The organism is Ramlibacter tataouinensis TTB310 (assembly GCF_000215705.1).
GTDB classification, from domain to species: Bacteria; Pseudomonadota; Gammaproteobacteria; order Burkholderiales; family Burkholderiaceae_C; genus Ramlibacter; species Ramlibacter tataouinensis.
Genome location: NC_015677.1, coordinates 2,684,875 through 2,700,040, shown reverse-complemented (window position 1 = coordinate 2,700,040; position 15,166 = coordinate 2,684,875). Strand labels below are relative to the sequence as shown.

Annotated in this window: 12 protein-coding genes and 1 pseudogene; 6 read left to right on the top strand and 7 right to left on the bottom strand. The window is 70.7% G+C overall.

The genetic code is table 11. The features are described from left to right. Positions 1-34: 34 nt before the first annotated feature. Positions 35-2,329: an ATP-binding protein gene (locus tag RTA_RS19830; RefSeq protein WP_013901867.1), complete on the bottom strand. Its 2,295-nt coding sequence runs from the start codon at positions 2,327-2,329 to the stop codon at positions 35-37. Between the two features lie 60 nt (positions 2,330-2,389). Beyond that, positions 2,390-5,773, bottom strand: coding sequence for a transglutaminase family protein (locus RTA_RS12980; RefSeq protein WP_013901866.1), 3,384 nt, complete (start codon positions 5,771-5,773; stop codon positions 2,390-2,392). A gap of 74 nt (positions 5,774-5,847) precedes the next feature. Here RTA_RS12980 and RTA_RS12975 point away from each other — a divergent pair, with 74 nt between their 5' ends. Genes RTA_RS12975 through RTA_RS12965 form a run of 3 tightly spaced genes read left to right on the top strand, consistent with a single transcriptional unit; the run spans position 5,848 to position 10,777 of the window. Continuing rightward, the gene (locus tag RTA_RS12975) at positions 5,848-8,268 is read left to right on the top strand and encodes a DNA internalization-related competence protein ComEC/Rec2 (RefSeq protein WP_143762970.1); all 2,421 of its coding nucleotides are present in this window, start codon (positions 5,848-5,850) and stop codon (positions 8,266-8,268) included. 50 nt (positions 8,269-8,318) lie between these two features. After that, positions 8,319-9,815 (top strand): circularly permuted type 2 ATP-grasp protein, encoded by a 1,497-nt coding sequence (locus RTA_RS12970; protein WP_013901864.1) that lies wholly within the window; start codon positions 8,319-8,321, stop codon positions 9,813-9,815. A 2-nt stretch (positions 9,816-9,817) separates the two neighbouring features. Continuing rightward, the gene (locus RTA_RS12965; protein WP_013901863.1) at positions 9,818-10,777 is read left to right on the top strand and encodes an alpha-E domain-containing protein; all 960 of its coding nucleotides are present in this window, start codon (positions 9,818-9,820) and stop codon (positions 10,775-10,777) included. Positions 10,778-11,049: 272 nt separating this feature from the next. Here the strand turns inward: RTA_RS12965 and RTA_RS12960 are convergent, their stop codons facing one another. Further along, positions 11,050-11,538: an acyl-CoA thioesterase gene (locus RTA_RS12960; RefSeq protein WP_013901862.1), complete on the bottom strand. Its 489-nt coding sequence runs from the start codon at positions 11,536-11,538 to the stop codon at positions 11,050-11,052. 145 nt (positions 11,539-11,683) lie between these two features. Here RTA_RS12960 and RTA_RS12955 point away from each other — a divergent pair, with 145 nt between their 5' ends. The 3 genes from RTA_RS12955 (at position 11,684) to RTA_RS12945 (ending at position 12,711) form a co-directional block, all read left to right on the top strand. Continuing rightward, on the top strand, positions 11,684-11,938 hold the full coding sequence (locus RTA_RS12955; RefSeq protein WP_041675530.1) for a hypothetical protein: 255 nt from the start codon (positions 11,684-11,686) through the stop codon (positions 11,936-11,938). 175 nt (positions 11,939-12,113) lie between these two features. Then, entirely contained in the window at positions 12,114-12,275 is a 162-nt protein-coding gene (locus RTA_RS21115) for a hypothetical protein (protein WP_013901860.1), read from the top strand. 28 nt (positions 12,276-12,303) lie between these two features. Further along, positions 12,304-12,711: a PaaI family thioesterase gene (locus RTA_RS12945; RefSeq protein WP_013901859.1), complete on the top strand. Its 408-nt coding sequence runs from the start codon at positions 12,304-12,306 to the stop codon at positions 12,709-12,711. 19 nt (positions 12,712-12,730) lie between these two features. On the opposite strand, the gene RTA_RS12940 is transcribed toward RTA_RS12945, so the two are convergent. From RTA_RS12940 to RTA_RS21000, 4 genes and pseudogenes are all read right to left on the bottom strand, one after another. Then, positions 12,731-13,198, bottom strand: coding sequence for a DUF485 domain-containing protein (locus RTA_RS12940; RefSeq protein WP_013901858.1), 468 nt, complete (start codon positions 13,196-13,198; stop codon positions 12,731-12,733). A gap of 116 nt (positions 13,199-13,314) precedes the next feature. Beyond that, a complete protein-coding gene (locus RTA_RS12935; RefSeq protein ID WP_013901857.1) occupies positions 13,315-14,019 on the bottom strand; it encodes a succinate dehydrogenase iron-sulfur subunit in 705 nt (234 codons plus the stop codon). A 196-nt stretch (positions 14,020-14,215) separates the two neighbouring features. After that, positions 14,216-14,935 (bottom strand): annotated as a pseudogene (locus RTA_RS20350) (cbb3-type cytochrome c oxidase subunit I); the annotation flags it as partial. Positions 14,936-14,962: 27 nt separating this feature from the next. Next, positions 14,963-15,133 carry a hypothetical protein gene (locus RTA_RS21000; protein ID WP_013901856.1) on the bottom strand — a complete coding sequence of 57 codons (171 nt, stop codon included), beginning with the start codon at positions 15,131-15,133 and terminating at the stop codon, positions 14,963-14,965. Between the last annotated feature and the right edge of the window lie 33 nt (positions 15,134-15,166).

Genomic DNA, 15,166 nt, shown 5'->3' with positions numbered 1-15,166 from the left:
AGGAAAGCGCACTTAGCTGGCGTTGAGGATCTTCTTAGCTGACGGTTAGCCCGCCGCGGCCGCCGGGATGCGCCGACGCCGCCTCGTCCGCAAGCGCGTGTGCGGCCAGCGGCAGGCTCAGGGTGAACCGGCTGCCACGGCCCGGCCCGTCGCTGTCCACGCGGACCTGCCCGCCGTGCAGCAGCGCGAGCTCGCGCACGATGGACAGGCCCAGCCCCAGGCCGCCGGCCGCGCGGTCCAGCGGCATCGGGCCCTGGGCGAAGGTCTCGAACAGCCACGGCAGCAGTTGCGGGTCGATGCCGCAGCCGTTGTCCGTCACCGAAATCTCCATGCAGCCGGCCAGTGGCCGCGCCTCCAGGAGGATATTCCCGCCCGGCTCGGTGTACTTGCACGCGTTGTGCAGCAGGTTGGTGACCATCTGCGCCAGCCGGGTCGGATCGGCCATCACCGGCGGGAGCTGGTCCGGCAGGCGCACCTCCAGCGTGTGGCCCTTGTCCTCGGCCAGCCCGCGGGTGGCCTCGACGGCGTCCTCGCAGGCGACGGCGACCTCGCAGGACGACATCCTCAACGCCACGCGCCGGTGGCGGATGCGCGCGGCATCCATCAGGTCGTCCACCAGGCGGCCGAGGTGGCCGACCTGGCGCGACATCATCTCCAGCAGCTTCGACTGGGCCTCGGTGGGCGCCTGCCGGCGCATCAGGGCCACCGCATTGGCCACCGGCGCGAGCGGGTTGCGCAGCTCGTGCGAGAGGGTGGCGATGAACTCGTCCTTGCGGCGGTCCATGGCCAGCAGCCTGAGCTGGGCCTGCTTGAGCGCGTCGATGTCCGTCACGGAACCGAACCATCCCAGCACCACGCCGTCGGCTCCGTGCTGCGGCACTGCGCGATGCAGGTGCCAGCGCCAGCCGCCCTGGCCGTCGCCCATGCGCGCCTCCTGCTCGAAGCCGTGGCCGCCCGCCGCCGCGGCCGCCCAGTCCTGGCCGTACCGTGCCGCATCTTCCTCGTGCATGCATGCCATGAGCGACCGCTGCGACAGCAAGGCCGCCTCGCCCACGCCCATGTAGGCCAGCAACCGGTCGTTCGCATGCACGATCCAACCCTGCGCATCGCCGACCCACAGCATCTGCGGGACCGCGTTGCTGATGGCGGCCAGCCGCGCCGCGCTCTGGCGGGCGTGGTCGGCCGCGTCGCGGGACACCCGTGCGAAGGCGTGATGAACCCGTGCTACCTCCGTGGGCAGCGTGCTGTCCGGCGCGCTGGGCTGCCCGCCGGACCGCAGCTGGTCGGCCTGGTCGGCCAGGGCGGTGACCGGCCGCAGCACCCGGCCGGCCAGGTGCCAGGCCACCACCGAGCCCAGGGTGCCGAGCAGCAGCCCGCCCAGCAGGAACAGCCCGGCGAGCCGGTCGGTGTGGACCTGCACGGCGGCCTCGGGCTGGCGCGCGAGGATGCGCCAGCCGAAGTCCGGGAACGGCCCGCGCGTGCGCGCATCGACGACCCGCGTGATGTAGCGCTGCCCGTCCGACCAGGGCTGCGCGTCGCCGGGGCCCTGCCGCAGCATGTCGTTCACGTCGCTGCCATAGGCCAGGCGCGGGTTGGAGGACAGCACGATGCGCCCCTGCGAGTCGGCCGCCATGATCTCGACCTGCCGCTCGTCCTCGATCGCGGCCAGCACCTGGGCGCGCAGCGCCGCCGCCCAGTCCCAGCCGATGTGGGCCACCAGCACGCGGCTGACGCGGCCGCCGGGGTCCAGCACCGGCGCGCCGACGTCCACGAAGCGCAGCGGGCTTCCGTCGGCCGGCGCCGGCAGCAGCTGCGCCAGGCGCACGGCATCGTGCACTTCGCCGAGGAACAGGCCCTTCTTGCCGTTGTCGAACACGGGGCGTCCGAGGACGCTGCCGTCTTCGAAGATGCCGTCGGTGGCGGCCAGCACCCGCCCGGTGTCGGCATCCGCGACCGCCACGAAGGTGAAGTGCGGATGGAACTGCCTGATGGATTCCACCGCCGCGCGCAGCTCCGTTCGGCTGCTGCCAGGATCGCGGAACAGCGCGCGGCCCGCCTGCAGCTGGATCTCGCGGGCGGCCACGTCCATGCCGCCGGCCAGCTCGCGCGCCATCTGCTGCGCCAGGATTTCCACATTCGCGCCCGCCAGCATGACGAGGTCGCGCTTGGCGTACTGGGCCAGCGCCCAGGACAGGCCCAGGGCCAGCGCCAACGTCAGCAGGCCTGTGCTCAGGCCCAGGCGCCCGCGCAGCGTGCGCAGCGACCGGGCCATGGCCCGCAGCGGGCTCCAGGCCGGCCGGCGCCCCCGCGACGTGACTTCTGCATGCATGGCCCCCCCTTTTGAACTGCGTTCCTGCGGCCTTCTACCACACGCGCCGCCCAGGGCCTGTCACGCGCGGGATGGCCGTCGCAAATCCAGCGTGAACGGAAATTCTCGGCTGCCCGGCACCCCCAGGGTGGCTGGCGCCACGGCCAGCGTGCCGGGCGTGTGGCCCATGCGGAAGAAGCGCGCCAGGCGCCGGCTCTCGGCCTCGTAGGCATTGACCGGGAAGGTCACGTAGTTGCGGCCGCCCGGATGCGCCACGTGGTACTGGCAGCCGCCCAGCGAGCGGTTCATCCAGGTGTCCACGATGTCGAAGGTCAGGGGCGCGTGCACGCCTATGGTGGGATGCAGCGCCGCGGGCGGGTTCCAGGCCCGGTAACGCACGCCGGCGACGAATTCGCCCGCGGTGCCGGTGGGCTGCAGCGGCAGCGCGCGGCCGTTGACGGTGACCACGTGGCGGCTGTCGTTCAGGCCGCTGACCTGGACCTCGATGCGCTCCAGCGACGAGTCGACGAAGCGCACCGTGCCGCCGATCGCGCCTTCCTCGCCCATCACGTGCCAGGGTTCCAGCGCGTTGCGCAGGGTCAGCTCGATGCCATGCGACTGCACCTGGCCGACCAGCGGGAAGCGGAACTCGAAGTGCGGCGCGAACCAGGACGCGTCGAACGCGTAGCCCGCCTGGCGCATCTCGGCCAGCACGTCGTGCAGGTCCATCCGCACGAAGGTGGGCAGCAGCCAACGGTCGTGCAGCTCGGTGCCCCAGCGGGTCACCGGCGCGCGGTAGGGCTGCTTCCAGAAGCGGGCGACCAGGGCGCGGATCAGCAGCTGCTGCACGATGCTCATGCGCGCGTGCGGCGGCATCTCGAAGGCGCGCAGCTCCAGCAGGCCCAGCCGGCCGGAGGCCGTGTCGGGCGAGTACAGCTTGTCGATGCAGAACTCGCTGCGGTGGGTGTTGCCCGTCACGTCGACCAGGATGTTGCGCAGCACGCGGTCCACCAGCCACGGCGGCACCTCCTGGCCATGCACCTGCTGGTTGCGCTCGATCTCCTGCAGCGCGATCTCCAGCTCGTACAGCTGGTCGTTGCGCGCCTCGTCGACCCGCGGCGCCTGGCTGGTCGGGCCCATGAACAGGCCGGAGAACAGGTAGGACAGCGAGGGGTGGTTGTGCCAGTACAGCAGCAGGCTGGCCAGCAGCTCGGGCCTGCGCAGGAAGGGCGAGTCGGCCGGCGTGGCGCCGCCCAGCACGAAGTGGTTGCCGCCGCCGGTGCCGGTGTGGCGCCCGTCGGTCATGAACTTCTCGGCCGCCAGGCGCGTCTCGAAGGCGGCCTGGTACAGGAACTCGGTGTTCTCGACCAGCTCGCCCCAGCTGTGCGCGGGATGGATGTTGACCTCGATCACGCCCGGGTCGGGCGTGACCTGCAGCACCCGCAGCCGGTGGTCGCGCGGCGGCGGGTAGCCTTCCAGCACGATCTTCACGCCCAGCTCGGCCGCCGTGGACTCCACCGCGGCCAGCAGGTGCAGGTAGTCCTCCAGCCGGGCCAGCGGCGGCATGAAGACGTAGAGCACGCCCGATTTCTCGCCCACCTGCTCGGCCTGCGGTCCGTTGGCCCGCGAGGGGTCGCGCACCTCCACGCACAGCGCGGTGCGCGTCAGCTCGCCGGCCGACTGGAAGCGGCGCGGCGGCGTGACCTGCCGCACAGCCGCGGGGGCCGGCCCTTCGGCATCGGCCACCGGGGTCTGCAGCGTCGGTGTCCTCGGCAGGGCCTCGCGCGGCGCCATCGGGTCCTGCTCGATCAGGTGGGGGTGGTCGGCCTTGCTGGCCCAGGGCAGCGAGTCCAGCGGCAGCCGGTAGCCCATGGGCGAATCGCCGGGCACCAGGTACAGGCGCTGGTCGCGCAGGAACCAGGGGCCCGTGCTCCACGCCGGCTGCTGCGCCGCCTCCTCGCCGGCCGCCAGCGGCAGGGCGTAGCCGACCACCGTATCGAGCTTGCGGTCGAACACCCGGCGCAGGCGGGCGCGCTCGAGTTCGTCGTCAAGCCGCGCGTCGAACGGGTCCACGTTCACCGGCAGCCGGCGCTCGCGCCACAGGTAGTAGAAGACGTCCTCGTAGCCGGGCTGCACGTACCTGTCCGTCACGCCCAGCGTGGCGGCCAGGCGGTGGGTGAAGCGGCGCGCGTCCTCGCCGGTGTAGTGCGCGGGCTGGCGTTCGTCGGCGAACAGGGAGGGGTCGCGCCAGCACGGCTGGCCGTCGGCGCGCCAGAAGATGGACAGCGCCCAGCGCGGCAGCTGCTCGCCCGGGTACCACTTGCCCTGGCCGAAGTGCAGGAAGCCGCCGTGCCCATACCGCGCGCGCAGCCTGTGCACCAGCTCGGTGGCGTAGCCGCGCTTGGTCGGCCCCAGCGCGTCGGTGTTCCACTCCGGCGCCTCGCGGTCCTCCACGCAGACGAAGGTGGGCTCGCCGCCCATGGTCAGGCGCACGTCGCCGGCCTGCAGCTCCAGGTCCACCGCCTGCCCCAGTGCCAGCACCTGGCGCCACTGGTCATCGGTGTAGGGCCTGGTGACGCGCGGCGATTCGTGGATGCGCGTGACCGCCATGTGGTGGCTGAACTCCACCTGGGCCTCGTCCACCAGCCCCTCGACCGGGGCGGCGCCCGAAGGCTGCGGCGTGCAGGCCAGCGGGATGTGGCCCTCGCCGGCCAGCAGGCCCGAGGTCGGGTCCAGGCCGATCCAGCCGGCGCCGGGCAGGTAGACCTCGCACCAGGCATGCAGGTCGGTGAAGTCCACGCTGGTGCCGCTGGGGCCGTCCAGGGACTTCACGTCGGGCGTGAGCTGGATCAGGTAGCCCGAGACGAAGCGGGCGGCCAGGCCCAGGTGCCGCAGCAGCTGCACCAGCAGCCAGCCCGAGTCGCGGCAGGAGCCGCTGGCCTGGCGCAGCGTCTCTTCCGGCGGCTGCACGCCGGGCTCCATGCGGATGAGGTAACGCACGTCGCGCTGCAGCTGCTGGTTCAGCGCCACCAGGAAGTCGATGGTGGCGCGCGGCGTGCGGTCTACCCTGTCCAGGTAGGCCCGCAGCAGCGGCGTGGCCGGCTCGGTGGCCAGGTAAGGTGCCAGCTCCTGGGCGACGGCGGGCTCGTAGGCGAAGGGGAATTTCTCGGCGCTGGGCTCCAGGAAGAAGTCGAACGGGTTGAACACAGCCATCTCGACCACCAGGTCCACCGTCACCTTGAACTCGCGCGTCTTCTCCGGGAACACCAGGCGCGCCTGGTAGTTGGCGAAGGGGTCCTGCTGCCAGTTGATGAAATGCAGGGCCGGTTCCACCCGCAGGGAATAGGAGACCACCTTGCTGCGGCAATGCGGCGCCGGCCGCAGGCGCACCACCTGCGGCCCCAGCTGCACCGGTCGGTCGTACTGGTAGTGGGTGACGTGGCTCAGGGCGGCATGGATGGACATGCGGGCAATGCTAGCAAGAGCAGGGCCCGCGCCGGGTGTCGGCGGGCGGCCCGCGTGCGCCGTTGTGCAGCGACATGGATGACCACGACGACCAGGGACAAGGCGGGGCGGGGATGGTGCCGGCGCTGCTGGGCGCGGTGCTGGGGCCGGCCTTGCAGCTGCAGCAAGCCGCCCTGTGGCCCTGGCCGGCCTATGCGGCGCTCGCGGTGCTGGCGCTGGCGGCCGCCGGTTGTCGTGCAGTCAGTAAGGCGTCCTTCGGACGCGGGATGCGCGCGGCGTCGGCCCTGCTGGCGGCCGGCATCCTTGCGTTCGCCGCCACCGGCCTGCGCGCCGCGCATTTCGCCGCCCAGGGGCTGGATGCGGCCCTGGAGGGGCGCGACATCGCCGTGACCGGGGTGATCGCGGCCATGCCGCAGCCCACCGAGCTGGGCCAGCGCCTGCGCTTCCAGGTCGAATCGGCGCATCTGGACGGCCAACCGGTGCGCCTGCCGCCGCGGCTGCTGCTGGGCTGGTATGGCGGGCCCTGGCCCGTGGCCGAAGACCGGATGGAGCTGCAGCGCCCCGCCGGCGCGGGGCTGCGCGCCGGCGACCGCTGGCGCTTCAACGTCCGGTTGAAGGCGCCGCATGGCAACCAGAACCCGCACGGCTTCGACTACGAGCTGTGGCTGTGGGAGCAGGGCCTGCAAGCCACCGGCTACGTGCGGGCCGGGCCGCGCGACCCGGCGCCGCGGCATCTCGGCGCGACCTGGCGGCACCCGGTGGAGCTCGCCCGCCAGCGGGTGCGCGAGGCGATCTTCGAGCGCGTGCCGTCCTCCGGTGTCGCCGGCATCCTTGCGGCCCTGGTGGTGGGGGACCAGCAGGCGATCGAGCGGGCCGACTGGGACGTGTTCCGCGCCACCGGCGTGGCGCACCTGATGAGCATCTCCGGCCTGCACGTGACCATGTTCGCCTGGGCGGCGGCCTGGGCCGTGGGCGCGCTCTGGCGGCGCAGCGCGCGCCTGTGCCTGGCGCTGCCGGCGCAGCATGCGGCGCTGGCCGGCGGCGTGCTGCTGGCGGCGGCCTATGCCGTGTTCAGCGGCTGGGGCGTACCGGCGCAGCGCACGGTGTGGATGCTGGCCGCGGTGGCCGTGCTGCGCCTGGCCGGGGCGCGCTGGCCCTGGCCGGCGCTGTGGCTGCTGGCCGCCGCCGTGGTGGTGGCGGTCGATCCCTGGGCCCTGCTGCAGGCCGGCTTCTGGCTGAGTTTCGTGGCGGTCGGCGTGCTGTTCGCGACCGATCGCGGCCTGCCCGCCCAGGGCTGGCGTCCGGGCGCCTGGCTGTCCTCGGTGGCGCGCGAGCAGGCGGTGGTGACGCTGGCCCTGGCGCCGCTGTCGCTGCTGCTGTTCGGCCAGGTGTCGCTGGTGGGGTTGGCGGCCAACGTGGTGGCGATCCCCTGGGTCACGCTGGTGGTGACGCCGCTGGCGCTGGCGGGTGTGCTGCTGCCGCCGCTGTGGGACGCGGCGGCCTGGGCCGTGCAGGGCCTGGCGGCCGGGCTGCAGGCCCTGGCGGCGCTGCCGGGGGCGGTGCTGTCCACGGCCGCGCCGCCGCCGTGGGCCGGCGCCGCCGGCGTGGCGGGCGGGCTGCTGCTGGCCATGCGCCTGCCGCCGGCGCTGCGGGCCCTGGGCCTGCCGCTGCTGCTGCCGGCGCTGCTGTGGCAGCCGCCGCGGCCGGCGCACGGCCAGTTCGAGCTGCTGGCGGCCGACGTGGGCCAGGGCAATGCCGTGATCGTGCGCACCGCCCGCCACACCCTGGTGTACGACGCCGGGCCGCGCTACAGCGCCGAGGCCGACGCCGGGCACCGGGTGCTGGTGCCGCTGCTGCGGGCCTGGGACGAGCGGGTGCACACCCTGGTGGTCAGCCACCGCGACAGCGACCACAGCGGCGGCGCCGCCGCCGTGCTGGCGATGCAGCCGCAGGCGGCCTTGCTGACCTCCATCGCCGCGGACCACGCACTGGCCGCCCTGCGCCGGCCGGAGCCCTGCACCGCGGGCCAGCGCTGGAGCTGGGACGGGGTGGCGTTCGAGGTGCTGCACCCAAGGCCGGACGACTTCGCCGCGGCGCGCCGGCCCAATGCCGTCAGCTGCGTGCTGCGCATCGCCAACGGCACCGCAACCGCGCTGCTGGCCGGCGACATCGAACTGCCGCAGGAGGCGGCGCTGCTGCGGCGGGGGGCGCCGCTGCGCGCCGACCTGCTGCTGGTGCCGCACCATGGCAGCAAGACCTCCTCGGGCGAGGCCTTCCTGCAGGCGGTGCAGCCGCGCATCGCGCTCGTCCAGGCGGGTTACCGCAACCGCTTCGGCCATCCGGCGGCGGCCGTGGCCGAGCGGTACCGCCGCCGGGGGGTGCGGCTGGTCGAGTCGGCGGCCTGCGGCGCGGCGGCCTGGGCCTCGGCGCGGCCGGCGGAGGTCGCCTGCCGGCGCCAGCAAACGCCGCGTTATTGGCGCCACCAGCCCTCTTGAGTGCCTCAGCGCAGGCCTGGTTGTTGCTATCCTGTCGGCAGGAGATGCGCATGCACAAATTCGACGAGATGTTCGCCCAGCTGCCGGCAACCGGTGCCATCCAGTTCCAGGGGCAGTCGCAAGGCGGGCAGTCGCAGGTGCAGGTGCAAGGCGTGCGCCCGCATTACGAAGGCTATGCCCGCTGGCTGGGACGCCAACCGCAGGAAACCATGAAGGCGCGGCGCGAGGAGGCGGAGATGATCTTCCGCCGCGTGGGCATCACGTTCGCCGTCTACGGCGCCAAGGACGAGGACGGCGCCGGCACCGAGCGGCTGATCCCGTTCGACCTGATCCCCCGCATCATCCCCGCGCACGAGTGGCGCAGCCTGGAAAAAGGCCTGGTCCAGCGGGTGACCGCGCTCAACCGTTTCCTGCACGACGTCTACCACGGGCAGGAGATCCTCAAGGCCGGCGTGATCCCGGCCGAGCAGGTGCTGGGCAATGCGCAATACCGCAAGGAGATGATGGGCGTGTACACGCCGCACCACGTCTACTCGCACGTGGCCGGCGTCGACATCGTGCGCGCGCCCAACGCCCAGGGCCAGGGCGAGTACTACGTGCTGGAGGACAACCTGCGCGTGCCCAGCGGCGTGAGCTACATGCTGGAAGACCGCAAGATGATGATGCGGCTGTTCCCCGACCTGTTCAGCCAGCACCGGGTGGCGCCGGTCATGCACTACCCCGACCTGCTGCTGGAGACGCTGCGCGCCTCGGCCCAGCCCGGCGCGCCCGACCCGACGGTGGTGGTGCTCACGCCCGGCATGTACAACAGCGCCTACTTCGAGCACGCCTTCCTGGCGCAGCAGATGGGCGTGGAGCTGGTGGAGGGGCAAGACCTCTTCGTCAAGGACCGCTACGTCTACATGCGCACCACGCGCGGCCCGAAGCGGGTAGACGTGATCTACCGGCGCGTGGACGATGACTTCCTGGATCCGGACGTCTTTCGGCCCAATTCGACGCTGGGCACCAAGGGCCTGGTGGATGCCTACCGCGCCGGCAACGTGACCATCTGCAATGCCATCGGCACCGGGGTGGCGGACGACAAGTCCATCTATCCCTATGTGCCCAAGATGATCGAGTTCTACCTGGGCGAGCAGCCCATCCTGAAGAACGTGCCGACCTACGTGGGCCGCGACCCGGAGGACCTGAAGTACATCCTGGCCAACCTGAAGGACCTGGTGGTCAAGGAGGTGCACGGCGCGGGCGGCTACGGCATGCTGGTGGGCCCGGCCTCGACGCAGCAGGAGATCGAGGATTTCCGCAAGGCGGTCGAGGCCCATCCCGGCGGCTACATCGCCCAGCCCACGCTCAGCCTGTCGAGCTGCCCCACCTTCGTGGATGCCGGCATCGCGCCGCGCCACATCGACCTGCGGCCCTTCGTGCTGTCGGGCAAGGAGGTGCAGATGGTGCCGGGCGGGCTGACGCGCGTGGCGCTCAAGCAGGGCTCGCTGGTGGTGAATTCGTCCCAGGGCGGCGGCACCAAGGACACCTGGATTTTGGAAGTCTGACCATGCTCTCGAGAACCGCAGACCATCTTTTCTGGATGGCCCGCTACACCGAGCGGGCCGAGAACACCGCCCGCATGCTGGACGTGAACTACCAGACCTCGCTGCTGCCGCAGTCGGCCGCAGTGGCGCAGGTGGGCTGGCAGGGCCTGCTGTCCATCAGCGAGCTGGTGCCGGCCTACACCGCCAAGCACGGCGAGATCACGGCCAGGTGCGTGATGGAGTTCATGGTCAAGGACGAGAACAACCCCTCGTCCATCGTGTCCTGCCTCAAGGCCGCGCGCGAGAACGCGCGCGCCGTGCGCGGCTCGCTGACCACCGAGGCCTGGGAGACGCAGAACCAGACCTGGCTGGAGGTGGGCCGCATGCTGCGCAGCGGCGAGTTCGAGCGCGATCCCGGGCTGTTCTTCGAGTGGGTGAAGTTCCGCTCGCACCTCTCGCGCGGCGTGACCGTGGGCACCATGCTGATGGACGAGGCGCTGCACTTCATGCGGCTGGGCACGTTCCTCGAGCGCGCCGACAACACGGCCCGGCTGGTGGACGTGAAGTTCCACGCGGTGCAGAGCGATTTCTTCGGCACCGCGACCGAGCAGGACCAGGAGTACGACTTCTACCACTGGAGCGCCATCCTGCGCAGCGTCTCCGGCTTCGAGATCTACCGCAAGGTGTACCGCGACGTGATCAAGCCCGAGCGCGTGGCCGACCTGCTGATCCTGCGGCCGGACATGCCGCGCTCGCTGCACGCCAGCATGAACGAGGTGGTGGGCAACCTGGCCGTGGTCGGCAACGACCAGTCGGCCGAGACGCAGCGCCGGGCCGGCCGGCTGCGCGCCGAGCTGCAGTACGGCCACATCGACGAGATCCTGGCCACCGGCCTGCATGCCTTCCTCACGCAGTTCCTGGACCGCGTGAACGACCTGGGCGGGCGCATCAGCCGCGACTTCCTGGTGCCGGCGACGGCCTAGGGAAGCTCTGGACAAGTCCCGCCATGCGCGCTCGAGCCCAAAACCGGATGGATTGGCCGCCAACGTTTCGCAGCCCGTGCTGCACGCACGGGCAAGAAACTTGGTGGGCAAGACGCCGGTTTTGGGCCGAGCCCCTCCGGGGACGGGCTTTTCCGGGCGATCCGCGGCGTTGCCGGACCAGGCAAGCCGTCCAGGCTTGCCCTGGGTCCGGCGCCTTGCGGCTCATCCCGGAAAAGTCCCGTCGCGCACGGCGCGACTTGTCCAGAGCTTCCCTAGCTGCCGGCCGGCCGCTGCAGCGCGTCGAAGCGCTGGCGCATCTCCTGGCGCAGCGACCTGCGCAGCTTGGCTGCCGCGCGGCGCCGCACCTCGTCGGGCGTGCGCGGCTCCAGTGGCGGCACCGGGACCGGCTTGCGCTCGTCATCCACCGCCACCATGGTGAAGAAGCAGCTGTTGACGTGCCGCACCGACCGGCGGCGGATGTCCTCGGCCACCACCTTGATGCCTATTTCCATGGACGAGGTGCCGGTGTCGTTGACGCTGGCCAGGAAGGTGACCAGCTCGCCCACGAAGACCGGCTCGCGGAAGGTCACCTGGTCCACCGACACCGTCACCACGTACCGGCCGGCATAGCGGCTGCCGCAGGCATAGGCCACCTGGTCCAGCAGCTTGAGCAGGGTGCCGCCATGGACGTTGCCCGAGAAGTTGGCGGTGTCCGGGGTCATGAGCACGGTCATGCTGAGCTGGTGCGAGGCGAGGTCCATGGGGCACAAGGGGAGTGGGATGGGGCGATGGTATGCGCGGCATGGCTTGAGGGCGGATCCAGCCGTCGGTAGGATGGCCGCCTTCGGGAGGGTCATGCCATGTCAGAACGCAGCGCAGCTTGCTCACTTCCTCAAGCCCGTGGGGATGTTCAAGCGCGTGCGGGTGGAAACGGTCCTCGCCTACGCGGATGACAAGTGCGCCTATTTCTGCCATTCCTTCTTCCTGGGGGAGCAGCGGCACGCCGAGGTGTGGGTGAAGATGAAGTTCAAGAAAGCCTCGCTGACCGTGCGGCCGGCAGACGTGATCGGCCCCCTCGCGTGGACCAAACCGCCGCACATCGACGCCTGGGAGCATGCGATCGCTGCTTCCATGGCAGCCGCTTCCCTCGCAGGGCAGTAGCCTGTCGCAGCGAGCCCACGAACACGGCCTGTTTGGCCGGACGATCGCGCGCGCACCGCGGAGGGGCGGCTGGCCCTTGCTAGGATGCATCCAGCTGTGTCAGCCAGGCCATTGCTTCGTGAGCCACCGGCCGATGCATGCGAACGATGTTCATCTGAATCGAGGAGAAGACGGAATGAGTAGCAAACTTTTGTGCCTGTTCGCCGCTGTGGTGCTGTTCTCGGGCTGCGCCGTGTACACGCCCGGTGGAAGCGTGGTGGTGGACCCCCAGCCCGTCGCCAAGGAGGGGAAGGGCAATTTCTGCCCGCCCGGCCAGGCCAAGAAGGGCCGTTGCTGAAGCGGCGCGGCCAGGATCACAATCCCGCGTGCCCACCAAAGAAGACATCGCGGCCTTCCTGAAGGCCGAGTTCCCGCAGAACAAGGTCACCGTGGAGGCGGTGGGCGGCCGCGGCGCCACGGTCGTCCATCCGGTGGGCATGGCGGAGCTGCGCCCCGGCGGCACGGTATCGGGCCCGGTGCTCATGACCACGGCCGACGTGGCGCTCTACGTCGCCATCCTGGGCGAGATCGGCATGGTGCCGCTGGCGGTGACGACCAGCCTGAACATCAATTTCATGCGCAAGCCCTCGGCCGACCGCGACATCGTGGGCGTGTGCAAGCTGCTCAAGCTCGGCAAGACGCTGGCCGTCGGCGAGGTCAGCCTGTACTCCCGGGGCGACGACCAGATGGTGGCCCATGTGACGGGCACCTACGCGATCCCGCCGCGGCGCTGATGCCGCGCCGGCCGGCGCCTCAGGCGGGGCTTCTGTCCGAAGAATCGTGGCGCAGTGCGGCGACCATCTCGTCGGCGCCGGCGAAGATGGCATAGATCAGCCAGGTGGCTGCGGCGACGACGCCGAGGATGAAGATCCAGTTCACCACCCCCTTGATCTCCTTGCCGACGAAGGGCCACATGAAGCCGGAGAGCACCACGTAGCCGACGGCCGTGACGACCAGCGTGACGAGTGCCATCACGATGGCCGCCACCGCATTCAGGCGATCGTCTGAATGGCGCATCTGCTCGGCCACGCGCCAGCCCAGGATGGACAGCATCACGAGCGCCGCCACATGGGCGATGAATTGCACCAGCAGCGCGGCCGTCAGCTTGGGCGTGCCGAGTGTCGCCGTCTTGAACAAGGGGAAGCTGCTGAGGATGACTCCCAGCAGCAATGCCGCGACAACGACGGCGATGTATTTGGCTATCCAGTTCCAGTTCGTCATGGTTTCCTCCGCGTCGGGGCGGGACTCCGCCTCGACCCGACGGGTAGTCTGGCATGCTCATCCGCGTTTGAACAGCCAGAACCGGTGGCGCCATGACGTCGCCGCAACACTGGGCCTCAGACCGCCCGCAGCACCAGCATGTCCCGGATCTTGCCGATGGCCGCCGCCGGGTTCAGCCCCTTGGGGCACACGTCGGCGCAGTTCATGATGGTGCGGCAGCGGAACAGCCGGTAGGGGTCCTCCAGGTTGTCCAGCCGTTCCGAGGTGGCCTGGTCGCGGCTGTCGGCGATGAAGCGGTAGGCCTGCAGCAGGCCGGCCGGGCCGACGAACTTGTCCGGGTTCCACCAGAAGCTGGGGCAGCTGGAGGAGCAGCAGGCGCACAGGATGCACTCGTACAGCCCGTTGAGCTCGTCGCGCTCCTCGGGCGACTGCAGGCGTTCGGTCTCCGGCGGGATGCGCTCGTCGATGACGTAGGGCTTGATCGAGTGGTACTGCCTGAAGAAGTCGGTCATGTCCACGATCAGGTCGCGGATCACGGGCAGGCCGGGCAGCGGCTTGAGCACGATCGGGTCCTTGAGCGTGCGCATGTTGGTCAGGCAGGCCAGGCCGTTCTTGCCGTTGATGTTCATCGAATCCGAGCCGCACACACCCTCGCGGCAGGAGCGGCGGAACGACAGCGTGGGATCCTGGGCCTTGAGCTTCATCAGGGCGTCGAGCAGCATGCGCTCGCTGCCGTCGAGCACCGCCTGGACGGTCTGCATGCGCGGCCGGCTGTCGCGGTCGGGGTCGTAGCGGTAGATTTGGAAGGTGCGCTGTTCCATGGCGGTTTTCAGGGGTTGCCGGCGGCGGTGCCGGCGTTGGGGTTGATGCTGTGCGGCAGCGAGTCCAGCACGCGGGTGCCGCTGGGGTCCAGCCGGGGCGGGACCTCGAAGGTGTGGAAGGGCGCCGGCGAGGGGACGGCCCATTCCAGCCCTTCGGCGCCCTTGCCGTCGGTATCGTTCCAGGGGCGCTGCGGCGCCGGCCGGTGAGGGTCATGGTGATGGCGCCGGCCAGCACCGGCATCACGGCGATCAGCAGGTAGGCGGTGATCAGCCAGTTCCAGCAGAACATGGGCATGCGCATCAGGTACATGCCCGGCGCGCGCATGTTGAGGATGGTCACGATGATGTTGATCGAGCCCATGATGGAGCTGGCGCCCAGCAGGTGCAGGCCGAAGATGGCCAGGTCCATGGACGGGCCCATCTGGTAGGTCAGCGGCGCATACATGGTCCAGCCGGTGGCAGGCGCGCCGCCGGGCATGAAGAACGAGGCCACCAGCAGCGCGGCCGCCGGCACCATCAGCCAGAAGCTGAAGTTGTTCAGGCGCGCGAACGCCATGTCGGAGGCGCCGATCTGCAGCGGGATCATCCAGTTCGCGAAGCCGACGAAGGCCGGCATGATGGCGCCGAACACCATGATCAGGCCGTGCATGGTGGTGAACTGGTTGAACAGCTGCGGGTTGACGAGCTGCAGCCCCGGCTGGAACAGCTCGGCGCGGATCAGCAGCGCCAGCACGCCGCCGACCATGAGCATGGTGAAGGCGAACAGCAGGTAAAGCGTGCCGATGTCCTTGTGGTTGGTCGCGTACACCCAGCGCCGCCACCCGGTGGGCACGTGATGGTCGTCGTGGTGCGCCAGCCCGTCGGCGCCGGGCAGGTGGCGGGTGGAATCGCCGCTGGGATGGATGACAGCGCTCATGCAGGCTCCTGGATCGTGGTGGGGCGGTCAATCCCTGCGCGTCAGGAGCGGGAGCAGCGGCATCAGGCACAGGGCATAGCCCAGGGCCAGCGGCAGCCACAGCCAGCCCATGTCTTCGCTGTGCCGCCACAGCACGCCGGCGCCGAGCGCCGCGATGATGGCCAGCAGGGCGGTCAGCCAGCGGTGGTGGTGGTTCATGGCCGGGCACTCTTTGCGAGGGTGCCCGGGCCA